The 21,905-nt window shown below is 72.7% G+C and carries 21 protein-coding genes; 11 read left to right on the top strand and 10 right to left on the bottom strand.

Annotated features, from left to right (window positions below; all coding sequences use genetic code 11):
• Positions 1 to 138: 138 nt before the first annotated feature.
• Positions 139 to 693: a TetR/AcrR family transcriptional regulator gene (locus FXF68_RS21705; protein WP_148761976.1), complete on the bottom strand. Its 555-nt coding sequence runs from the start codon at positions 691 to 693 to the stop codon at positions 139 to 141.
• Positions 694 to 767: 74 nt separating this feature from the next.
• Here FXF68_RS21705 and FXF68_RS21700 point away from each other — a divergent pair, with 74 nt between their 5' ends.
• Positions 768 to 2,162 (top strand): amidase, encoded by a 1,395-nt coding sequence (locus FXF68_RS21700; protein ID WP_425458609.1) that lies wholly within the window; start codon positions 768 to 770, stop codon positions 2,160 to 2,162.
• Here FXF68_RS21700 and FXF68_RS21695 read toward each other — a convergent pair.
• The 3 genes from FXF68_RS21695 to FXF68_RS21685 form a co-directional block, all read right to left on the bottom strand.
• A complete protein-coding gene (locus FXF68_RS21695) occupies positions 2,143 to 2,904 on the bottom strand; it encodes a glucose 1-dehydrogenase (RefSeq protein ID WP_148761972.1) in 762 nt (253 codons plus the stop codon). The genes FXF68_RS21700 and FXF68_RS21695 overlap by 20 nt on opposite strands.
• An 84-nt stretch (positions 2,905 to 2,988) precedes the next feature.
• Positions 2,989 to 3,591 carry a TetR/AcrR family transcriptional regulator gene (locus tag FXF68_RS21690; protein WP_246178850.1) on the bottom strand — a complete coding sequence of 201 codons (603 nt, stop codon included), beginning with the start codon at positions 3,589 to 3,591 and terminating at the stop codon, positions 2,989 to 2,991.
• Between the two features lie 146 nt (positions 3,592 to 3,737).
• Entirely contained in the window at positions 3,738 to 4,409 is a 672-nt protein-coding gene (locus FXF68_RS21685; RefSeq protein ID WP_148761970.1) for an endonuclease V, read from the bottom strand.
• Between the two features lie 57 nt (positions 4,410 to 4,466).
• Between FXF68_RS21685 and FXF68_RS21680 the strand changes: the two genes are divergently transcribed.
• Positions 4,467 to 5,219, top strand: coding sequence for an SDR family NAD(P)-dependent oxidoreductase (locus tag FXF68_RS21680; protein WP_148761968.1), 753 nt, complete (start codon positions 4,467 to 4,469; stop codon positions 5,217 to 5,219).
• Between the two features lie 21 nt (positions 5,220 to 5,240).
• On the opposite strand, the gene FXF68_RS21675 is transcribed toward FXF68_RS21680, so the two are convergent.
• Positions 5,241 to 6,896 (bottom strand): bifunctional lysylphosphatidylglycerol flippase/synthetase MprF, encoded by a 1,656-nt coding sequence (locus FXF68_RS21675; protein WP_148761966.1) that lies wholly within the window; start codon positions 6,894 to 6,896, stop codon positions 5,241 to 5,243.
• Between the two features lie 184 nt (positions 6,897 to 7,080).
• Between FXF68_RS21675 and FXF68_RS21670 the strand changes: the two genes are divergently transcribed.
• Both FXF68_RS21670 and FXF68_RS21665 read left to right on the top strand, forming a co-directional pair.
• Positions 7,081 to 7,536 carry a flavodoxin family protein gene (locus FXF68_RS21670; RefSeq protein ID WP_148761964.1) on the top strand — a complete coding sequence of 152 codons (456 nt, stop codon included), beginning with the start codon at positions 7,081 to 7,083 and terminating at the stop codon, positions 7,534 to 7,536.
• Positions 7,537 to 7,574: 38 nt separating this feature from the next.
• A complete protein-coding gene (locus FXF68_RS21665) occupies positions 7,575 to 7,874 on the top strand; it encodes a Dabb family protein (RefSeq protein WP_148761962.1) in 300 nt (99 codons plus the stop codon).
• A gap of 178 nt (positions 7,875 to 8,052) precedes the next feature.
• On the opposite strand, the gene FXF68_RS21660 is transcribed toward FXF68_RS21665, so the two are convergent.
• Positions 8,053 to 8,283: a hypothetical protein gene (locus tag FXF68_RS21660; RefSeq protein ID WP_148352801.1), complete on the bottom strand. Its 231-nt coding sequence runs from the start codon at positions 8,281 to 8,283 to the stop codon at positions 8,053 to 8,055.
• 315 nt (positions 8,284 to 8,598) lie between these two features.
• Here FXF68_RS21660 and FXF68_RS21655 point away from each other — a divergent pair, with 315 nt between their 5' ends.
• On the top strand, positions 8,599 to 10,746 hold the full coding sequence (locus FXF68_RS21655) for an MMPL family transporter (RefSeq protein ID WP_148761961.1): 2,148 nt from the start codon (positions 8,599 to 8,601) through the stop codon (positions 10,744 to 10,746).
• 27 nt (positions 10,747 to 10,773) lie between these two features.
• Here the strand turns inward: FXF68_RS21655 and FXF68_RS21650 are convergent, their stop codons facing one another.
• Positions 10,774 to 11,463, bottom strand: a complete 690-nt coding sequence (locus FXF68_RS21650) for a TetR/AcrR family transcriptional regulator (protein ID WP_148761959.1) — start codon at positions 11,461 to 11,463, stop codon at positions 10,774 to 10,776.
• A 150-nt stretch (positions 11,464 to 11,613) separates the two neighbouring features.
• Between FXF68_RS21650 and FXF68_RS21645 the strand changes: the two genes are divergently transcribed.
• Positions 11,614 to 12,198, top strand: coding sequence for an HAD family hydrolase (locus tag FXF68_RS21645; protein WP_148761957.1), 585 nt, complete (start codon positions 11,614 to 11,616; stop codon positions 12,196 to 12,198).
• Positions 12,199 to 12,233: 35 nt separating this feature from the next.
• Here FXF68_RS21645 and FXF68_RS21640 read toward each other — a convergent pair whose 3' ends face one another.
• On the bottom strand, positions 12,234 to 13,298 hold the full coding sequence (locus tag FXF68_RS21640) for an Rv1352/Rv1906c domain-containing protein (protein ID WP_148761955.1): 1,065 nt from the start codon (positions 13,296 to 13,298) through the stop codon (positions 12,234 to 12,236).
• A gap of 155 nt (positions 13,299 to 13,453) precedes the next feature.
• Here FXF68_RS21640 and FXF68_RS21635 point away from each other — a divergent pair, with 155 nt between their 5' ends.
• On the top strand, positions 13,454 to 14,125 hold the full coding sequence (locus FXF68_RS21635) for an aminoacyl-tRNA hydrolase (RefSeq protein ID WP_148761953.1): 672 nt from the start codon (positions 13,454 to 13,456) through the stop codon (positions 14,123 to 14,125).
• Between the two features lie 109 nt (positions 14,126 to 14,234).
• Here FXF68_RS21635 and FXF68_RS21630 read toward each other — a convergent pair whose 3' ends face one another.
• Positions 14,235 to 16,754, bottom strand: a complete 2,520-nt coding sequence (locus FXF68_RS21630) for a M14 family zinc carboxypeptidase (RefSeq protein ID WP_148761951.1) — start codon at positions 16,752 to 16,754, stop codon at positions 14,235 to 14,237.
• 113 nt (positions 16,755 to 16,867) lie between these two features.
• A complete protein-coding gene (locus FXF68_RS21625) occupies positions 16,868 to 17,590 on the bottom strand; it encodes a hypothetical protein (RefSeq protein ID WP_187438029.1) in 723 nt (240 codons plus the stop codon).
• Between the two features lie 218 nt (positions 17,591 to 17,808).
• On the opposite strand from FXF68_RS21625, the gene FXF68_RS21615 reads away from it, so the two are divergent.
• The 4 genes from FXF68_RS21615 (at position 17,809) to FXF68_RS21600 (ending at position 21,731) form a co-directional block, all read left to right on the top strand.
• Positions 17,809 to 18,102, top strand: a complete 294-nt coding sequence (locus tag FXF68_RS21615) for a hypothetical protein (protein ID WP_148761946.1) — start codon at positions 17,809 to 17,811, stop codon at positions 18,100 to 18,102.
• A 411-nt stretch (positions 18,103 to 18,513) separates the two neighbouring features.
• A complete protein-coding gene (locus FXF68_RS21610; protein WP_148761945.1) occupies positions 18,514 to 19,599 on the top strand; it encodes a sugar ABC transporter substrate-binding protein in 1,086 nt (361 codons plus the stop codon).
• 35 nt (positions 19,600 to 19,634) lie between these two features.
• Positions 19,635 to 20,420, top strand: a complete 786-nt coding sequence (locus FXF68_RS21605) for an ATP-binding cassette domain-containing protein (RefSeq protein WP_148761943.1) — start codon at positions 19,635 to 19,637, stop codon at positions 20,418 to 20,420.
• Between the two features lie 12 nt (positions 20,421 to 20,432).
• Entirely contained in the window at positions 20,433 to 21,731 is a 1,299-nt protein-coding gene (locus tag FXF68_RS21600; RefSeq protein ID WP_246178849.1) for a sugar ABC transporter permease, read from the top strand.
• Positions 21,732 to 21,905: the final 174 nt, after the last annotated feature.

Here is a 21,905-nt window from a genome sequence, read left to right as displayed (position 1 = left end):
GAGACACGGCCGGAGGTGCACAGACGGAGAGCAGAGCGAACGTCGGCTGAGGTTCCGACTGAGGTTCCTGTATGAGACAGGTTTCTGGCCCGCACGGCCTTGTACCCCGCTCTGGGGCCGTGCGGGCCAGAATCCTTTCTACGGGCGGGGGAGGGCGCCTTGGAGGAGCAGGCGGAAGGCGTCGGCGGTGCCGGTGGCGGTGGTGTCGCCGGTGGCCAGGCGGCGGACGGCCAGGCCGTAGAGGAGGGCCACCACCGCGGGGGCGTGGCGTTCGGCGTCGGGGATGCCGAGGGCGGTGAGTATGGTCGTGGCCAGGTTGTCGTACGCCTCCACGGAGCGGGTCGAGGTCTCGCGGAGGGACGGGTCGCGGGCCGCGTGCAGGTGTAGTTCCAAGTTGGCGATCTGTTCCGGGCCGTGGGCGAAGGCGGCCACGGCCTTTTCAACCTCGGCGGGGACGTCGGCCGGGGACATGGCGGTGAATGCCGCGACGTGGGCCGTGATGCGGGCGATCTCGTTTTCCACGAAGGTGTGCAGGGCCTCGCGGAGAAGGTCTTCCTGGCTCGGGAAATGGTAGGTGAGGGAGCCCAGGGAGACGCCGGCGGCGCGGGCCACGGCGCGGTTGGTCACGGCGCCTATGCCCTGCTCGCCGATCAGGCGGAGGGTTGCTTGGACGATCTCGTCGCGCGCGCTCATCGGTGCACAGTCTTCCGTAGGGTTGGAGCCTTCTGTATCGTTCGTTCGAACGAACGATAGTGGGTGGTGTGGTGTTGGGGCTGGTCGGGCAGGCGGACGCGTTGGCGCGGGGGGAGGTGTCCGCGCGGGAGCTGGTCGAGGAGTGTCTGGAGAGCATCGCGCGGCAGGAGTCGCTCGGGGCGTTTCGGGTCGTGCGGGTGGAGGCGGCCCGGCGGGAGGCGGTCGCGGCGGATAAGCGGCTCGGGGAAGGGGAGCGGCTGCCGTTGCTGGGGGTTCCCGTCGCCGTCAAGGACGACACCGATGTGGCGGGGGAGACGACGCCGTTCGCCGTGGCCGGGGATCACCGTCCGGCGGTGAATGACGGGGAGGTCGTGCGCAAGCTGCGGGCGGCCGGGGCGATCGTCGTGGGGAAGACCACGACGTGTGAGCTGGGGCTGTGGCCGTTCAGCGAGTCGCCCGGATTCGGGGCGGCGCGGAATCCGTGGAATCCCGAATACACGCCGGGCGGGTCGTCGGGCGGGTCGGCGGCGGCGGTGGCGGCGGGAATGGTCGCGGCGGCGGTGGGTTCGGACGGGGCCGGGTCGATCCGCATTCCGGCGGCGTGGACGGGGCTCGTCGGCATCAAGCCGCAGCGGGGCCGGGTCTCCGCCCATCCGCACACCGATCCGTTCAACGGGCTCACCGTTTGGGGGCCGCTCGCCAGGAATGTCGCTGACGCGGCGCTTCTGCTCGATGTGTTGAGCGGCAGCCATCGCGAGGATGTGTATCGGCTCGATCCGATAGCGACGCCTTTCGTGGAGGCGGCTAGGAGGGAGCCGGGGAGGCTGCGTATCGCTGTTTCGTTTCGGACGGCGTTCGGGGTCAGCGGGAAGCTCGACCCGGAGATCCGGGCCGCTGTTGAGCGGGTGGCGCGGAGGCTGACCGAGCTTGGGCACAAGGTCTTTCCCGCCGATCCCGATTACGGGTTGGTGGGGCTCGGGCTCATTCCCCGTGGAACAGTCGGGGTCGCCGAGTGGCTCGATTCGATTCCGGGGGCGCGTCCGGAGCGGCGGACGGAGGTCGAGGCGCGGATCGGGCGCACGGTCGGCAGACGGCTGTTGCCCTTGGCAAAACGCTTGGATCCTTATCTGAGAAGAAAGGTCGGGCGGATTTTTCAGGTCGCCGACGTGGTGCTGACGCCGACGACCGCGCTGCCGCCGTTGAAAGTGGGCGCCTTCGACGGGAAGGGGTATCGGGACACGCAGTCCGGAGTCGCCGCGGCGTGCCCCTACGCGTGGACGTGGAACGTCCTCGGCTGGCCGGGAGTGAACGTCCCGGCGGGGTTCACCGAGCGCGGCCTGCCGATCGGGGCGCAGCTTCTCGGGCACGACTCCGACGAGGCGACGCTGATCTCGCTCGCCGCCCAGCTGGAGTCGGCCGAGGGATGGGCCGAACGGCGCCCGCGCGAACTCAGTAGCCCGCTCCGGTGAGCATTCCGCCGTCCACGAGGACCTCGCTGCCCGTGCAGTAGGACGAGTCGTCCGACGCGAGGTAGACGACGAGTCCCGATACCTCTTTCGACTTTCCCATGCGGCCGAGCGGAAGGGCCTTCAGGAAGGCGTCGGCGCTGTCCGCGGTGGCGGCGACGACGTCCTCCTGGAGGGAGAGGGGTGTCAGGACGCCGCCGGGATGAATGGAGTTCACCCGGATCCCGTACTGGCCGAGTTCGCGGGCGGCGGCCTTGGTGAGGCCGCGGATCCCGAACTTGCTGGCGCTGTAGGCGGCGAGGCCGGACGCGCCGATGAAGCCCTCCGTCGAGGACACGTTGACGATCGATCCGCCGCCCGCCTCCCGCATCGGCGCGATGACGGACTTCACCCCGAGCCATTGCCCGAGCAGGTTCACGTCGACGACCCGGCGGAATTCGTCGACGGACATTTCCTCGATGGTCTTGTGCCGGATGATCCCCGCGTTGTTGACGAGGACGTCCAGCCGACCGAAGGCGGAGGTCGCGGTCTCGACGGCGGCGGCCCAGTCGTCCTCGCGCGTCACGTCCATGGCGACGAAGCGGACGCCCGCGCCGAGGTCGGCGGCGAGTTTCGCGCCCTCGTCCGTCAGGACGTCGCCGAACACCACCTCGGCGCCCTCGTCCAGGAACCGGCGGACGTGGGACTTGCCCATCCCGCGCGCACCGCCGGTGATCAGCGCAACCTTGCCGTCCAGCCGCCCCATCAACGCTCCTCGTGCCGTGCCGTGCCGTGCCCCGCGCCCGTACGACCGTCAACCTAGCGAACGCTTGGTCAACTGAACAAGGGCCTAGCCGGTGCGCAGACCGTCGAAGAGCAGCGCCAGCATCCGGTCGGAGTACGCGGACGGGTCGGAGGTGCGCTCGGCGGCGACGCCGATCGCGTTGGTGATCCGCAGCAGGTCGCGCGGGCCGACCTCCGGCCGGATGGCGCCCGCGCGCTGCGCCCGGTCCAGCAGCCGGCCGAGCGCGTCGCAGATCGCGGCGGCGGCGGCGCCGAGCCCGGTGTGCGCCCACTCCGCCGACATCGCCTCGATGATCACTGTGGCGGTGCCGCGCGGCGTGGCCGCGCCGGTCAGGTAGGTGCGCAGCCAGCGGCCGAGCGCGGCCTCGGCGTCCAGCGCCTCGGCCTCCGGGTCGGGCGCGGGCTCGGCGAGGAGTTCGTCGGCGTGGGCGAGCAGTGCGTCGATCCGGTCGCGCAGGACGGCGTGCAGCAGGGCGTCCCTGGTGGGGAAGTGGCGGTAGAGCGTCCCGGAGCCGACGCCCGCCCGCTTCGCGATGTCGTCGAGGGACGCGCCCGTGCCGTGCTCCATGAACGCGGTGCGAGCCGTCGTGATCAGTCGTTCGTAGTTGCGGCGGGCGTCGGCCCGCATCGGCCGGGTGTCCAAGGGCACCGTCCAGCGGGTGTCGCGGATGACCTGGGGTTGTCACCGTCTACTTGCAGATGAGATTGCCATTTTCCGCAACTCCGCGCCACCTGCCGCCGCGCCACGGCCCCGCACCACGAGCTTGCACCACCGGTCCGCACCACCGGCCCGGGTCACGCGGTGAGGGCGTCGCGGGACAGGCGGTCCGCCCTGCGGGTCGTCTCCGGCAGCCGGTACCGGGGACACAGGTCGAGGACGTTGCGGCAGGCCGTGTCGAGGTCGGTGCGATGCCCGACCGACACGAACACCGGTTTCACGCCGTCCTGCGTGCGGAGGACGCGCCCGACGACCTCGCCGCCGTCCACGAGCGGGCTGGTGTCGCCGCGCCGCGGGCCGGGCGGCGCGTACGCGCCGACGAACGCGGTCTTGCCCACGCCGAGGCACGGCAGGCCGGTCAGCACGCCGAGATGGCACGCGAGCCCGAACCGGCGCGGGTGCGCGACGCCGAACCCGTCGCAGACGAGCAGGTCGGGGACGGTCTTGAGGGCGCGCAGCGCGTCGACCAGCGCGGGCAGCTCGCGGAACGCGAACAGTCCGGGGACGTAGGGGAACGCGGCCGTGCCGGCGGCGACCGACTCCTCCACGACGTCCAGGGTCGTCCCGTCGAGGACGACGACCGCGGCGGCGAGCCGGCCGTCGTCCGCGTAGGAGACGTCGAGGCCCGCGACGGTCCGCGGTGCTGCGGGGCCGGGAACGTCCAGCTCCAGCAGTGGGCGCAGCCGGTCCTGGATCGCCTCGGCGGCCGCCGCGCCGGACGGCCACTCGTGCGGAACGCGCACCTCCATGAATCCGCACATTACGCCGGATGTTAGGTATTGATCGAACCGGATTCGGAGGTACGCATGAACGGGATCAATCTGACCGGGACGGGACTCGACGGCCGCACGGCGGTGGTGACCGGCGGCGCGGGCGGCATGGGACGCGCGATCTGCGCCGACCTCGCCGCGCTCGGCGCCCGCGTCGTCGTCGCCGACCGGGACGAGACGGGAGCCCGGGAGGTAGCGCAAGACCTCGGCGGCGTGGCGGCCCCGGTCGACCTTGCCGATGACGGCGCCGTCGACGCGTTCGCCGCCGGGATCGGGAAGGTGGACGTGCTCGTCCACAACGCAGGCGTCGCGATCATCGAGCCGTTCACCGCGAGCGACCCGGCGCACTGGGACCTGATGTGGCGCGTCAACCTGCGCGCGCCCATGCAGCTCACGCACCGGCTGCTGCCGGGCATGACCGAGCGCGGCTGGGGACGGCTCGTGTTCGTCTCCTCGGACGGGGCGCGGGCGGGCGGCGGCGGGGAGGCGGCCTACGCGGCGACGAAGTCCGGGCTGTTCGGGCTCGCGAAGACGCTCGCGCGGGAGGCGGCGCGCGGCGGCGTCACGTCCAACGTCGTGTGCCCCGGGCCGACGGACACGCCGATGCTCCGCCGGGGCGGCGCCGACCCCGACTCCGGAATGCTCGACAAGTTCGTCAAGCAGATCCCGCTGCGCCGGATCGGGCGTCCGGACGACGTCGCCGGGCTGGTCGCCTTCCTCTGCACGGACCGCGCCGAGTACATCACCGGCCAGACGATCTCCGTCAGCGGTGGCATCACCATGCAGTGACCGCGGCGCGGGCGGCCCGCGTCAGCCCAGGTGGTGGACGGGCTCGGTCGCCGGGTCGGCGGCGCGCCGGGCCGGGCGCGTCCGGCCGAACTCCAGCGTGAGCAGCGCCGCGGCCACCCAGGCGATGTCGAACCACGACCGGAACAGCACGTTGCGCGGCTTGTAGGACGGCCTGAACTTCTTGTCGAACAGGTACAGCGACTCCACCGCGATCCACGGGTCGAGCAGGTGCAGGGCGCGGTAGCCCGCCTTCTCCAGGGGCGTGCGGTCCGCGGCATCGAGCAGCTCGCGGAACGCGGCGAAGTTCAGCGACACGACCCCGTGCCCGCGTTCGCCCGCGTACTCGACCATCTCGACGATCAGCCGCTCGTTGACGCCGTTGGGCCCGCCGGGGTCGCGGCGCATCGCGTCCAGGCTGACGCCCTCGCCCGCCGTCACGTAGCGCTGGAAGGCGATGGGCTCCTTGTCCTGGTCGTAGGCGACGGCGACGAGCGACCCGGGGTGGTAGCCGGTGAGCAGCTCGTCCAGGTTCATGGAGAAGCCGCGCTCGGCCGCGCCGCCGAGCGAGCGGGACGCGACCTCCAGCAGCCGGTCGCGCAGCGCGGGCGCCAGCTCCCGCTCCGGGACGATCTCGGACGTGACCCCCGCGTTCTCCGTCCGCCGCACCGCCTGCCGGACGTTCCGCATCGTCCGCCCGGACAGCGTGAACTCCTCCGGGCGGATCACGACCTCGTCGCCGAAGCCGATGGAGCGGAACCGTCCCCAGACCGGGAGCAGGCCGTCGCTCGCGCCGAGCACGGCGGGACGCCAGCCGGTCGTCCGGCACAGGGCGAGGAACGCGCGGACGGCGGCGGCGTGCGAGGCGGGGTCGCCGACCGGGTCGCCGCCCGCCACCGCCAGCCCGAACAGGACGCGGTAGCCGATCGCGGCGCGCCCGTCCGGGCTGAACACGTACGCCTTGTCGCGGCGGAGCGCGAACGGGGCGAGGGTGTCGGAGCCGGGGTGCGCGACGAGGCCCGCGACCCGGCGGCGCTCGGCCTCGTCGCCGGGCGGCGGCGCCGGGTCGGGCGCGAGCAGCGTGACGACGATGACGAGCAGGCCCGCCGCGCCCGCGAGCCCGAGCACGCCGGGCAGCCAGGACGCGCCGTCGATGGGCGCGCCGGTCGCGCCGAGCCCGCCCGCGACCTGCCCGACCGACCGGACCGACACGCCGCCGAGGACGAGCGACCCGGCGACCGCGCCGACCACCAGGAACGCCCCGGTCTTCACGGCCGCGCGGACGCGCTCGGGATGCGGCCGGACCGGGAACCGCCCGCGCTCCAGCCACAGCCCGCCGAGGACGGCGGCGAGCAGCGGCAGCCGCCAGGCCGGGTCGTCCCCGGTCAGGACGGCGAGCAGGCCGAGGAGCACCAGCAGCGTGAGCCCGTACCAGGCGGCGCGGCGGCGCAGCAGGACGCCGCGCGCGACGAGCAGCAGCGCGAGGCCGAGCGCCACGGCGTGCGCCGGGAGCAGGGGGCTGCCGGTGACGAGCCGGGACAGCCGCCCGAGCCACTCCGGCGACCCGGCCGCCGCCGGGACGACGACCAGCACGGCGACGGCCAGCGTGACGGCGGCGAGCGGCCACACCGGCCGCGCCGGAAGTGAGGGATCGTCCCCCCAGGATGAATCGCCTTGCACGAAGGACACCTCCGCTGGGCCCACAACCAAGATCCTTAGGAACTCATTCCCCGGACCGGACGTTGGTCATGTCCGCACCCTTCAGGTTACGGCGTGTCAGGACGCGCCCGCGAAGGGATCCCTTCCCACGTGGGGGCCGTTCGCACACGGTCCAGTCGTTCGCGCACGGTCTAGTGTCGTGGTGGTGAAGAGGCTGCTGATCGTCCACCACACGCCGTCGCCGAACCTCCAGGCGATGTTCGAGGCGGTGCGGTCCGGCGCGGGCACCGACGAGATCGAGGGCGTGGACGTCGTGACCCGTCCGGCGCTCGGGGCCACCGCCGTGGACGTCCTCGAAGCGGACGGCTACCTGCTCGGCTCGCCGGTCAACCTCGGCTACCTGTCCGGGGCTCTCAAGCATTTCTTCGACCAGGTCTACTACCCGTGCCTGGAGGAGACCGTCCGGCGGCCGTTCGGGGCGTACCTGCACGGCGGCAGCGACGCGACGGGAGCGCTGCGCGCCCTTGAGTCGATCACCACGGGCTTGAAGTGGAAGGCCGTCCAACCGCCCGTGGTCGTGACCGGGGAGCCGTCCAGGGAGGATCTGGAGGCGTGCTGGGAGCTCGGCGCGGTCACGGCGGCGGAACTCGGCGCCCTCTGACCGGCGGCGGCGCGGCCGGGCCCCGATAGCGTGCCCCCATGAGCGGATTCCGGCATGTGGCGATGTTCAGGTGGGCCGAGGGCACGACGACCGGCCAGCAGGACGAGGTCGCGGCGCGGCTGGGCGAGCTGCCCGGCCTGCTCCCGGAGATCCGGGAGTACAGCCTCGGGACGAACGCCGGGGTGAACCCGGGCGGGTACGACTTCGTCGTGGTGGCCGACTTCGCCGACCGGGACGACTACCTCGTTTACCGCGACCACCCGAGCCACCGAGCCGTGGTCGAGGAGTACGTCGCGCCGATCGTGGCGGAGCGCGCCGCCATCCAGTACGAGCTGTAGCCGACCGCTCGCGGGCCGGTGACCATGGCGGGCGCGCCGCCGTCCGAGTCCGGAGAAGCACCGAGCAAGCGCTTGTGCCTGAACGATTTTCAGGTTACGTTCCTGAACAGACGCCCCCCGGGGACGGATCGCGCCCCGTCCCCGGAGGGCGGCACGTCGCCCTCTCTCCCCGCAGGGCTCAGCCCCTGCTCCGGATGCTGAGGATCTCCTCGCGGAGCTGCTGCGGAGTCGGCGCCTCCACCAGGCGCGGACCTCCGCGCGTCGGCACCAGCGCCCACCACGACCCGGTCGACTCGCCGTACCAGACCCGCACGCCCGGAAACTGCTCCTGCAGGCCGCGCGCGGTGGCGGCCCGCATCGCGGCGGGCGTGGGCTCGTCGCGACCGGCGGCGCCCCGTTGAGCCGTCATGCCGCCCTCCCCCCGTCGATCTCTCCGGTAACAGCGTCCCCACGGGCCAAAGCGTCACCCCTACTCGGCAAATTGTGACTAAGCACACTATGGGGCTTAGGGGACTCGCACAGTGGGATACCGCGCCGGGTGTACTCCAACGGATGTACACGGCCGGGCGGATGACACCGCGCGTCCGATGTGTCGGGGCCCGCCTAAAGGCAACGCTGTAGCAGCCGTCACATTCCCCAGTGCCCGGACGTCATCAGGTCATCGACGGCGGCGTGCGGACCGACGCATGCACACGACGCGGCACGCATACGAAGGTGGTTCCCCATGAGGCTGGCCCGGCTCGCCCGATTCTGCTATCGGCGGCGACGCCTGACGGTGGCGGGCTGGATAGCCGGCCTGGTCGTCGTGCTGGCGGTCGGCTTCGGCTTCGCGGCCGAGCCGCTGAACGACTTCTCCGGCGGGAACTCCGGGTCGGCGAAGGCGAGCGACATCCTCGACGAGCACTTCCCGAAGCAGAGCGGCGACGAGATCACGCTCGCCGTCTACGCGCCCGGAGGCGTCCGGAGCCCCGAGGCCAAGGCGAAGGTCGAGCAGGCGATCGGGCGGCTCGCGAAGACGCCGCACGTGTCCTCGGTGTCGTCGCCCTACGCGACGCCGGGGCAGGTCTCCAAGGACGGGAAGACGGCGTTCGCCGCCGCCAACCTGGACGTCACGTCCGACGAGATGTCGAAGTCCGACGTCAAGGCCCTGCTGGACGACGTCCGCACCGACTCGGGGCCCGTCCGGATCGAGCTGGGCGGCTCGGCCGTGGACTCCGCCGAGACGCCGGGCGGCGGGCCGTCCGAGGGCATCGGCGTGGTCGCCGCGATGGTGATCCTGCTCGTCGCGTTCGGCTCGGTGCTCGCCATGGGCCTGCCGATCCTGACCGCGCTGTTCGGCATCGGCACCGGGCTCTCGCTGATCATGCTGATCGGGCACCTGCTGCCCGCCCCGTCGTTCAGCCCGATCGTCGCGGCGCTCATCGGGCTCGGCGTCGGCATCGACTACGCGCTGTTCATCGTCACCCGCTACCGGGAGGAACTGCACGCCGGGAACGACCCCGAGGAGGCGACGGTCACCGCCGTCACCACCGCCGGGCGGGCCGTCCTGTTCGCTGGCACCACCGTGGTGATCGCGCTGATGGGCCTGTTCGTCATGCAGCAGAGCCTGCTCAACGGCGTCGCGGTCGCGGCCGGGGTCACGGTGCTGATGACGATGTTCGCCGCGGTGACCCTGCTGCCCGCCCTGCTCGGCTTCGCCGGGCGCGCCATCGACCGGCTCCGGCTGCCGGGCACCCGGCACGCCGCCGGCGGCGGGCGGCGTCCGCTCGCCGAGCGGTGGGCGCGGGTCGTGCAGCGGCACCCGGTCGTCGCGGGGCTGTGCGCGGCCGCGATCCTGCTGGTCCTCGCGGTGCCCGCGCTGTCGATGCGGCTCAGCCTGCCCGACTCCAGCGTCCAGCCGCGCGACCACAGCGGCTACCAGGCGAGCCAGATCATGGCGCGCGGCTTCGGACCGGGCACGGCCGCGCCGCTGATCCTCGTCACCGAGGGCGGGACGGAGGCCGACGCCGGACGGCTCGCCGCCGCGGTCCGGCAGACGCCGGGCGTCGCGGCCGTCCAGCCGCCGCGCACCAGCGCGGACGGCGCCGCGTCCATCGTCATCGCGTTCCCGACCACCGGCGTGCAGGACGAGGCGACGCCGAAGCTCGTCCACACGCTGCGCGACGACGTCATCCCGGGCGTTAACAGGGGGACGGGCGCGCACACCTACGTCGGCGGGCAGAACGCCGCGTCCATCGACTTCGCGGAGAACGTCAGCACCCGGCTGCCGTGGCTGATCGCCGTCGTCGTCGGCCTGTCGCTGCTGCTGCTCGTCGCCCTCGTCCGGTCGCTGACGGTGGCGCTGCAGGCCGCGGTGATGAACCTGCTGTCGATCGCGGCGGCGTACGGGGTGGTGACGGCGGTCGTCCAGTGGGGCTGGGCGGGGCGCCTGCTCGGGTTCCCGACGGACATGCCGGTGACGACCTGGGTGCCGCTGATGATGTTCCCGATCCTGTTCGGGCTCTCGATGGACTACGAGGTGTTCCTCGTGTCCCGCATCCGCGAGACGTACGAGTCGGGCGTCGCGACCCGGGAGGCGGTGGCGCTCGGGCTGTCCCGCACCGCCCGGGTGATCACGGCGGCTGCGGCGATCATGGTGATGGTGTTCCTGTCGGTGCTGCTCGGCGCGGACGTCGCGGTCAAGCAGATGGGCCTCGGCCTCGGCGTGGCGATCCTGATCGACGCGACGGTCGTGCGGCTCGTGCTCGTCCCGGCGCTGATGGAGCTGTTCGGCGAGGCGAACTGGTGGCTCCCGCGCCCGCTGGCGAAGCTGCTGCCCCCGCGCCGGGGCGCGGCCGCTTCGGAGCGGCCTCCGGCGGAGGTGCGGGGCTAGGACTCTCGCGGGGCCAGGACTCCGGGGCTAGGACTCCGGGGTCGCGGCCGGGTGGACGTTGATGCCGTCGAACATGACCTTGAGGTAGTGCTCGGCGAGCCCCTCGGCGTCCAGCCGGCCGCCCGGCCGGAACCACCGGACCGCGACCCAGATCGTGTCGCGGATCATCCGGTAGGTGAGCTGGGGGTCGAGGTCGTCGCGGAACAGGCCCCGCTGCTGGCCGGACGCGAGGGCGTCCACCCAGATCTTCTCGACCTCCTCCTCCGACCTGGTGAGGTAGGCGAAGCGGGACATGCCCTTGAGGTAGTTCCAGTCGTTCTGCATGACCGTGATCGCGGCGCGGTGCGGCTCCAGGCTGCCGAACGCGACCCGGACGAGCCCCGCGACCGTCTCGCGCGGGCCCGCGCTCTCGTCGACCACCCGCTGGTACGCCGCCATGATCTCGTTGAAGAAGCCCGCGAGGATCTCGTCGACGATCGACTCCTTGGAGTCGAAGTGGTGGTACAGGCTGCCCGACAGGATGCCCGCCTCGTCGGCGATGTTGCGGACCGTCGTGGCCTGGAACCCCTTCTCGGCGAACAGCTCGGCGGCCAGCCGCACGAGGTGCTCGCGGCGTTCCGACGCCGGGCCGGACGAGCCCCTGCCGCGGCGGCGGGACCCGCCCTCGCCGGCGGCGCGGCTTCTCGATCGTCCGGATTCAGCGCTCGTGGTCGTCACCCCCTCATTATGCCGTGCCGGTCCCGCCGGGTCGCCCTACCGCTTGCTCGGTGGGGGCACCAGGGTACGCCTGTACCAAGCGCTTGGTACCGCCTTGATGAAGAGGCGGCAGGGGGTGAGGCGGCGGCGCGTCGCGCGTAGGGTCGGGGCATGTCCGATGTGATCGTTTTCGACCTGTTCGGAGTCATCGCGCGCGGCCAGACCCCCGAGGCGGTGCGGCGGATCGAGGAGACCGCCGGAGTGGGCGGCGCGTCGTTCTGGGAGGCGTACTGGTCCTGCCGCCCCGCCTATGACGCGGGGCGGGACAGCGCGGCCTACTGGGCGGACGTCGCGAGCCTGCTCGGCACGGCGTTCCCCGACGTCCCGGCCCTGATCGAGGCCGACCTCGACAGCTGGACGGAGGCGGACGACGAGATGGTCGCCCTCGTCCACGAGCTCGCCGACGACGGCCGGACGCTCGGGCTCCTGTCGAACATCATCGACGACCTCGTGCCCCGCTTCGAGGCCCGGCACGGCGGCTGGCTAGGCCGGTTCGACGCGCTCACCTACTCCTGCCGCATCGGCGTCGCCAAGCCCGACCCGCGCGCCTACAAGATCTGCGCCGAACGGCTCGGCGTGGACCTGTCGGACGTCCTGTTCATCGACGACACCGAGCGCAACATCGTCGCCGCCCGCGCCCTCGGCATGCGCGCCGAGCTGTTCGAGTCGCCCGCCCAGGTCCGCGCCCTGCTGTGAGCGGGGCCGTGTGAGCGAGGGGCTGCGCGCGGGGGCTAGGGCGGTAGTTCGTCGGCGGCCTCGGCGGCCCTGGCGAGGCGTTCGCGCAGCGTCCTGACCAGCTCGTGGCTCTGCCCGTGCAGCCGCTCGATCGCGGGCAGCGCGAGGTCGTCGCGGACGGTGTCGGCGAGCAGCTCGTCGTACTCGTGCGCCTTCTCCGCGATCGTCTCCAGGTGGCGCTGGGCGTGCAGGGCCTCGTCCGCCTCCCGCGCGCTGCGCGCGTACCGTTCGAGCGCCTCGACGCGGCGCGTCACGGCCTCGACGGACACGTCGAGCTTCGCGCGCAGCGGCCGCAGCGCCGCCTCCACCTCCGGCAGCGTCGCGCCCTCGGCCAGCTCCCGCTGCTCGGCCCGCAGCTTGGACTGCCGCGCGAGGACCTGCGCGATCTCCCATTCCTGGCGGGGCAGCGTCACGGCGTTGGCGACCGCGTCCAGCATGCCCTCGCGGTTGACCTCGGAGGTGGTGACCGCGTCCACCGCCGCCTGGACGCGGGCGAGCAGCGCCCGCCCCTCGTCGTCGAAGTCGTCCGGGACGAAGTAGCGGTCGCGGCTGCGTTCGAGCTCGCGGGCGCGCCGCAGGTCGAGCGACACCGACGGGGTGCCGAGCGCGACCAGCACCGCGAGCATGCCGAGCGCGATCAGCCACAGCGAGCCGAGCAGCGGGTGCCCGACCAGCCCGAGCCCGAGGACCGACAGCGGCGCGAGCCACATCAGCGGGCGGCGGCGGGCGACGAGCGTGTCCAGCTCGGCGCGCAGCGCCGGGTCGGCGACCGGGCGCGGCTCGGCGGGGGCGGCGTCCTCGGCGGCGCGGGGCGGCGCGATCCGCCGCCAGTACGTGGAGACATGCGTCTCGAACGCGAAGTCGGTGCGCGCGATCTCGATCTCGACCGGGCCCGCGGGCAGCGGCCACGAGCCGACCGGGTCGCCGCCGCCCGGGCCGGTGAAGCGCACCCACCAGCCGCCCTTGCCCTGGTCGCACCGGTAGCGGCCGGGGGCGACGTCGATCCCGACGAAGAACGTCCCGACACCCGGTATGGAATCGCTCCATGTGCCACTGGTCACCGGCGACCTCCGACCCGACTGCTCCGCCGTGCCACCTCGCCCGTGACGGCGAGGACCGTCAAGCCCGTGACAGGTGGAACGTCCGGGGGACGGTACAAGTTGCAGTACCCACTACCGGGTCGGGAAAGCCGCGTTCGGTTTGGAATACTCCACCCGTGCGTCCTGAATACGACCCCCGCGACGACCCGCCCTGGGCGATGCAACTGGTGGTACGCGCCGAGAAGGCCGATCCGCCGGGCCATCGCGCCGTGTGCGAGGCGGCGGCCACGGCGGTCGTGCGGCTGCTGACCGACCCGCGCGCGGCGGACCCCGGCGGGGAGTGGCACGGCGCCGTCCTGGAATGGGAGTCGCGCCGCATCCGGAAGGTGACGCGGCGGGCGCGCGGGGTGCGCTGGCCGGAGGCCGGGGCGCTGCCGGGCGTGACCGTCGAGCACGCGGGCGCGCAGGTCCGGGTGTTCCCGCCGGCGCCGGTGGCGGACGTCCCGCCCGCGCTCGCGAAGCTCCAGGTCGCCGGGCTCGACCTTGCGGACGAGGGCGCCGCGCCGCCGCCCGAACCGCCGTACGCGGTGATCGCGATCAACCCGGACGTGACGATGACCACCGGGAAGGCCGCCGCGCAGTGCGGGCACGCCGCCCAGCTCCTCCTGCGCGGCGGGCGGTGCAAGGACGTCGCCGCCTGGCTGGACGGCGGCGCCCGCGTCCACCTCGCTACGGACGTCCCGTGGAAGCGGTGCGTGAAGGAGGCGGCGGTGGCGGTCCGCGACGGCGGGTTCACCGAGGTCCCGCCCGGCACGATGACCGCGATCGCCTGGATCGTCCGGAAGTAGCGCGCGGCGCGCCGGGACGTCCCCGGCGCGCCGCGCGACCGTCACGGCAGGACGACCGTCACGGCAGGACGACCGTCACGGCAGGACGACCGTCACGGCAGGACGACCGTCACGGCAGGACGACCGCGACCGGGTCGATCCCCGCCTTCCGGATCAGGGACGGCAGCCGTCCGGCGAACGGATGGTGGTCGGTCGGCAGCCCGCGCGGGTTGTCCACCACGTAGTGGACGACGCCGCCGCTCCGGCTCTCCGTCCACGCCGCGCCGACCGAGCGCAGCACGGACGCCGCCTTCGCCGCGTCCGCCGCCTGCACCGACACGCGGATCGGCGACTCGTACGACGGCAGCGCGGCGGCCCGCTCCACCGCCTGCGCGGTGGCCGTGGCCTGCGGCGCGTTCGCCGGGTCCGGGCCGAGGATCGCGTTGTAGAGCAGCTTGGCCGTCCCGTCGCTGAACGCGCGGAAGTTGGGGTCGGCCGCGAACACCACGGAACGCCCCTCGCCCACGGCCTGGTCGACGACGGCGGCGGTGCCGCCCAGCTCGGCCGCGCCCTTCTCGAACCCGGACACGAACCAGTCGGGCGAGTCCGTCGCCGGGTAGGAGACGGCGACGCCGCTGGACGCCCGCATGACCATGTCGTAGGACGTGAAGTTCCACGCCGTCGCGCCCACGCCCTTGCCGAGCGGGCTGCTCCCGTCCACCTTGACGCGGAACAGCGTGCCGGGGATGTCGGACGTCGGCTCGGCCAGCGTCGCCGTCGTCAGCCCTAGCCAGGCGGCGATCTGCGTGCCGCCCTGCCAGCCGATGTAGCGTCCGCCGTCGCGCGTCCACCGCTGGAGCGCGGCCCGTCCGGCGTCGCCGAGGGCGGCGTAGGCGGGGGCGGCCGGGCCGTCCGGCGTCACCAGGACCTCGATCCCGGCGAGCCTGCCCGCCGCGACGTCGGCCGGGGTGAGCAGGGTGAACGGAAGCTTCCACTCGCGGTCGAGGCGGCTCCGCAGCCAGCCGGTCGACTGGCGCGCCGCCGACGACGTCGGCGACAGTTGCAGGACGGCGAGCTTCGGCGCCCTGCCCTCATGCCCCGGGCGCGCGGCCGGGAGGGTCTTGACCGGCACGGCGTTCGGCCACAGCACCGCGCCCGACGACCCGCCGGACACGTTCCCGAGCAGCGGCAGGCTCCACGCCGTCACGTCGTAGAAGTACGGGAACGGCGTGTAGGAGTCCTCGTTGAGCATCGCCTGGATCCAGTGCTTCTGGCCCTGCGCCATCGAGATCCAGTACGTCCCGGCGGGCAGCGTCGTCCTCGCCTCCGCGCGCCCGTACTCCTTGAAGTCCGGGACGGTCAGCGGCCGCACGAGCTTCTCCACGCGCACGCCCATCCGCTGGAGCCGCCGCACGATCAGGCTCACCTGGGCGTGCTTGGCGGGGACGTCGTCCCGCAGGAAATAGCTCCGCACCTTCCGGTCGGGCACCGGACGGTCGATCTGGTTCGGCGGGTTGTAGATCTGGTTGGGCTCCAGCGTTCCCGCCTTGCCCTGCTCGTAGGCGTCCACGGTCATCTGCCGCCACTCGCCGAGGATGCGCTGCCGGTTGCGCGCCGCCGCCGACAGCGACACCCACTGCGTGAGGTACTGCTCCTTCACGCGCTCCGGGTACGGGCTCTCGTCACCCTTCTCGTACGTCATCCCGGCGGCGTGGAACGCGCTGGTCGGGACCGAGTCGCCGTACCCCTGGTAGAAGAGGTCGTACACGTCGCGGTTGAAGTAGTCGATGCCCTGCCGGGTGAACTCGGCGGCCATCGCCGCGCCGTACAGGTCGTTGATCCAGCCGACCGCCTGCTCGGGCGTCTCGTGGTAGATCGGGTCGGCGTTCGGCGGGAAGAAGAACGACGTCCCGCCCATCTCGTGCGCGTCGATGTAGAGCGCGGGCGGGTACTGGTTCAGCATCGCGAGCTTGCCGTCCGTCTCCGGCTGGGTGCGCGCGAACCAGTCGCGGTTCATGTCGAAGCCGTAGGCGTTCTGGCGCGTGACCGCCTCGCGGCCGTCCGGGTTCTGCGTCGGCAGGACGATCACGAGCGCGTTGTCGAGGATCGACGTCGCCGCGCAGTCGGACCGGTCGCCGAGGTCGCGGAGCACCTTCAGCGCCGCGTCCGTGCCGCTCGGCTCGTCGCCGTGGACGTTCCCGCTGACCCACAGGATCGGGACGCCGCGGTCGGTGATGCGCTTCGCGAGCGCAGCGGGCGTGCGCGGGTCGCGGAGCAGCCCCGCCTCCAGCCGGGTCTTCGCCAGGCCCGCCTTGGAGACGAGCACGGGACGTCCGACGATCGCGTACTTCAGCGGACGGCCCCGCGCCGTCGTCGCGAGCGTCCCGGACACGACCCGCTCGCTCTTCGCGGCGACCGTCTCCAGGTACCTGTCGGACTCGGCGGCCGTGGCCTGCCGGTCGCCGAGGTCGAAGCCGAGGACCTGCTTGGGGGAGGGGACCTTGCCCCGGTAGACGGGTTCGGTCCGCGTAGCGTCGCAGGCCGCCGGAGGGGACGCCGGGGGCTGCGCGGCGGCGGGCGTCAGCAGCGACGCGGGCACCGCCAGGGACGCCGCCAGTGCCAGCGGCAACGTCAGTCTTCGGGCTCTCATGAGCCACAACGTGGCACCGTCCCGAAGCCCCACCAAGGGCAACTTCTGCCAAGATCAGCCGCGTCGTGGTCAGTCTGGCGTGGTCAGCGGTGCCGTGGTCGGTCGTGCCGCGGTCAGTCGTGCCGGCCGGGGCGGGGGCGGGGGCCGGTCAGCCCGGTGGGGATCCGGTTGATCGCCTGGAGGGCGAACTCCTGCGTCCGGGTGAGCCCGCGCGAGCCGGCGGACGGGTCGTCCGGAGCCTCCCGCGCGGCCCCCGCGAGCTGCGCCTTCGCGCTCAGCCCGTAGGACAGGAACAGCAGCAGGACGAACCCGGCCAGGTAGACGAGGTGCTCGGCGAGGCCGCCCCACCGCGCGGTGAACACGTCGAGGACGCCGAACATCGCGAACCCCGCCATCCAGCCCGCGAGCGCGGGCACGAACAGCATGTCGCGGCGCAGCGCCACGCCCGCGGCGGCGGCGAGCACGAGCGCCGCCTCCACCGCCTTCACGAGGACGAGCACGCCGGTCGCCGCCCCGGACCCGACGGAGGCGAAGTAGCCCTCGATCTCGTCCCGCCGGTCGGTCCAGAGGAGGACGCCGGTGGCGAGGCCCGTCACGCCGTAGGCGATGAGGAACACGCCGACCGCGTAGTGGAAGCGGTGCCACGTGCGGCCGCTCCGCGTCCGCGCGCCCGCCGGTCCGCCCGGCCCTGACACGACCGGACCCGGCACACCCGGCCCCGGTGCGACCGGTCCAGGCGCGACCTGCCCTGGCGGCGCCGGTGGGACGGCGCCCGCCGGGGTGCCGACGATCGGAGTGGCGTCCGGGTCGGCTGCCGGCTCCGGGCCCAGCGTCATCTTCGCCCCCATGCTCCCGCTTCACTGCCTACGCGCAAGATATCCCGTAACCGCGCGCGATATGTCGAGGAGCCTCCGCGCCGCCCCGTCCGCGCCCCGTCCGCGCCCTGTGCGCGCCGCGCCGCACCGCGCTGACCTGCGGGGTGCTTGCTTCCCGCGCGTGGAGGGGGGAGGGTGTGATCTCGTCGGGCCACGCGGAGTCCGTGAGGGGACTGAGGATGACGCCTGACGATACGGGAACCGCCGCGCCGTCGAAGACGCGGATCGAATATCTGGAAGAGCTCGGCGAAGAACTCGCGAAGCGCGGGCTCCGGGTGCGGATCGTCCAGCCCAGGGGCCAGTCGCCCGCCCTGCACGTGCTGAACCCGGAGGCGTCCGCGCTCACCGAGAACATCATCGCCGAGCAGGGCCCCGACGGCTGGTGGTACTGGTGGTCGTGGGCCGAGCGCATCGTGCCCGCCGGGGACGCGGCGGCCGCGGCCGACCGCGTCGCGCGCGTCCTCGCCGTCTGAGTACCGTCTGAGTACCGTCTGAGCGCGCTGGCTGAGCGCGCCGCTTGAGCGCGGCGCGCCTGCTCTTCCTTCGCAGCGCCCTGCCCGGGACCGGCGGCTCGTCGCCGCCTCCGGGCACGGCGCGGGCTTGAAATGTTGAGCCGCCGAACATTCGGCTGATCCCGCGCGGGCGCCGCGCCCTCTTGTCGCTTCCTCCCGCCGTGTCCGGGTTCTCGCGGGGTGAACTCGCGTTACTTGATTGTTATCGCTCGCAACAAATCGACCGTCCGGCAGGTCTGGCGCGACGGACACGTGCGACATAAGTTGCGGGACACAACATTCCCGGCCGGGGCCGCGCCGAGCGCGGCCACCGGCACCGGCCATCCCCCCGGCCGCGGCACGGCGGCCGCCCCCCAGAAAGGACCCGGGCACATGCGCAAGGGGATCCTCAGCCTGACGGCCGTCGCGGCGGCCGCGGCGCTCACTCTCACCGCATGCGGGGACGACTCCGACGACGGCGCCGCGGCGTCCGGCTCCGGAGCGGTCAAGGGCAAGGTCGGCGTGATCCTGCCCGACACGACGTCGTCCGTCCGCTACGAGAGCTTCGACCGTCCCTACCTGGAGCAGGCGTTCAAGGCCGCCGGGGTCGGCTACGACATCCAGAACGCGGAGGGCTCAACCCAGCGGTTCCAGACGATCGCCGACCAGATGCTCACGAGCGGCGTCACCGTCCTCGTCGTGGACGGCCTCGACTCCAATTCCGCCGCCGCCGTCCAGCGCAAGGCGCAGGCGCAGGGCGTGAAGACCATCGACTACGACCGGCTGGCGCTCGGCGGCGTGTCCGACTACTACGTGTCGTTCGACAACGTGAAGGTCGGCGAGGAGCTCGGCAAGGGCCTGCAGAAGTGCCTCGGCGACAAGAAGAGCAACATCGTCTACCTGAACGGCGCGCCCACCGACAACAACGCGACGCTGTTCGCGCGGGGCGCGCACGGCGTCCTCGACAAGGCCGCGTCGTACACGAAGGTCGCGGAGCAGGCCGTCCCGGACTGGAAGGCCGAGAACGCCGCCACGATCTTCGAGCAGATGTGGACGGAGCGGAAGGGCGCCATCGACGGCGTCCTCGCCGCCAACGACGGGGTCGGCAACGCGGTGGTGTCGATCCTCAAGAAGAACAAGGAGGCCGGGAAGGTCGCCGTCACCGGCCAGGACGCGACGCTGGAGGGCCTGCAGAACATCCTCGACGGCAACCAGTGCATGACGGTCTACAAGCCGGTCAAGCAGGAGGCCGACGCCGTCGCCAAGCTCGCCGTCGCCCTGATCAAGGGCGAGAAGGGCGAGACGAACGGCACCGTGAACGACCCGGAGGGCAAGCGGGACGTCCCGTCCGTGCTGCTCAACCCAGTCCCGATCTTCAAGGACGGCGTCAAGCGGGTCGTCGACGACGGCTTCGTCAAGAAGGCCGACCTCTGCAAGGGCGCGTACGCCGCCAAGTGCAAGGACGCGGGCATCGAGTAGCCCCGCCCGCCTCTGCCCACCTCGGAAGGAGACACGTGGCAGAAAACGGAGACCCCGTCCTCCGCGTGACCGGGCTCAACAAGAGCTTCGGCGCCGTCCATGTGCTGCGCGACGTGGACTTCGCGGTGCGGCTCGGCGAGGTGATGGCCCTCGTCGGCGACAACGGCGCCGGGAAGTCCACGCTGATCAAGTGCATCGCCGGGATCCACCCGATCGACTCCGGGCGGATCGAGTTCGACGGCCGCCCGGTGTCGATCGACAGCCCGCGCGCCGCGTCCGCGCTCGGGATCGAGGTCGTCTACCAGGACCTCGCACTTGCCGACAACCTGGACATCGTGCAGAACATGTTCCTCGGCCGCGAACGGCGGAAGGGGATCGTCCTGGACGAGGCGTCCATGGAGGAGGCGGCCAGGCGGACCCTCGCCCGGCTGTCGGTGCGGACGGTGCGGTCCGTCCGGCAGCGGGTCGCGAGCCTGTCCGGCGGGCAGCGGCAGACCGTCGCGATCGCCAAGGCCGCGCTGTGGGAGTCCAAGCTCGTGATCCTGGACGAGCCCACCGCCGCGCTCGGCGTCGCGCAGACCCGGCAGGTGCTCGACCTCGTCCGGCGGCTCGCCGACACCGGGCACGCCGTCGTCCTCATCTCGCACAACATGAACGACGTGTTCGAGGTCGCGGACCGCGTCACCGCGCTCTACCTCGGCCGGGTCGCGGCGGACGTGGCCCGCGCCGACGTCACCCACGGCCAGGTCGTGGAGCTCATCACCGCCGGCCGTTCCGGCGATCTCGGCCTCGCGCCGCGGACCGCCGCCGAGAGCATCTGAAGGGGGGACCAGGTGTCCACCGACATCCCCGGGAAAAGCCTCGCCGACGGCGGGGAGGCGGCCATGGCGCTGTCGGACGGCGACTTCGCCGCCGACCGCCGCGAGCACGACATGCGGTCCGCGCTGCTGGACTACCGGAACCGGATCAGGTCCGGCGAGCTCGGCGCCCTGCCCGCCGTCCTCGGGCTGATCTCCCTGGTCGTGCTGTTCGCCGCGCTGAAACCCGACACGTTCCTCAGCAAGGGGAACATGGCGAACCTCTCGGTGCAGGCGCTGCCGATCACGATCCTCGCGATGGGGCTCGTGTTCGTCCTGCTCCTCGGCGAGATCGACCTGTCGGCGGGCGTCGCGAGCGGGCTGTGCGCGGCGGTGCTGGCCAAGCTGGTCACCGACGCCGGGCAGCCCTGGTACGTCGCTGCGATCAGCGCCGTCGCGATCGGCATCGTGATCGGAACCACGATCGGGTGGCTCGTCTCGGTGCTGCGGATCCCGTCGTTCGTCGTCACGCTGGCGTTCTTCCTCGGTCTGCAGGGCGTCACGCTGAAACTGATCGGGCAGGGCGGCACCGTGCCCGTCCGGGACGACGTGATCTACGCGCTCGCCAACAAGAACATGCCGGTCTGGCTCGGCTGGGTCCTCGCCGCGGGCTGCGCCGCCGCGTACACGGCGACGCAGGTGCTGCGCTGGCGGCGGCAGCGCGTCCGCGGGCTGCACTCCCGGCCGCTGGAGTTCGTCCTCGCGCAGAGCGCGGTCGTCTCGGCGGCGCTCCTGGTCAGCGCCTACGTCCTCAACCTCGACCGCGCGCCCAGCCCGCTGATCACGCTCGGCGGCATCCCGTGGGGCGTGCTGCTCGCGGGCGTCCTGCTGGTCGTCTGCTCGTTCGTGCTCGGACGCACCGCCTACGGGCGGCACGTCTACGCGGTCGGCGGCAACGCCGAGGCCGCCCGCCGGGCCGGGATCAACGTCACCCGCATCCGGATCTCGGTGTTCATGATCGGGTCCGGGCTGGCCGCGGTCAGCGGGATCGTCGCCGCGTCCCGGCTCAGCTCCGTCGCCACCGACGCGGGCGGCGGGAACACGCTGCTGTACGCCGTCGGCGCCGCCGTCATCGGCGGGACGAGCCTGTTCGGCGGGCGCGGCAAGGCCCGCGACGCCGTCCTCGGCGGGCTCGTCATCGCGCTGATCGCCAACGGGCTCGGGCTGCTCGGCACCAGCGCCTACCTCAGCTACCTGATCACCGGCCTGGTGCTGCTGCTCGCGGCGAGCATCGACGCGCTGGCCCGGCGGCGCCGCTCCACCGCCGGGAGATGACCCGTGAACCCGGCCGGGGACGGCGGCGGGGCGGCCGGCGGGGACGGCGGCGGGGAGCGGGTGGCGCGCGCCATCGGCTCCCCGGCCGTCCCGGACGGCGCGGCTCCGGATCGTTTCGGCGCTCCGTACGCTGCTGATACGCTCACTGACCACGACCGCCTGGCGCGCGGGGGC

It is taken from the genome of Actinomadura decatromicini, assembly GCF_008121305.1.
Lineage (GTDB): Bacteria > Actinomycetota > Actinomycetes > Streptosporangiales > Streptosporangiaceae > Spirillospora > Spirillospora syzygii.
The sequence above is the reverse complement of the archived record's forward strand: the minus strand, read 5'-3'. Positions and strand labels throughout refer to the sequence as shown.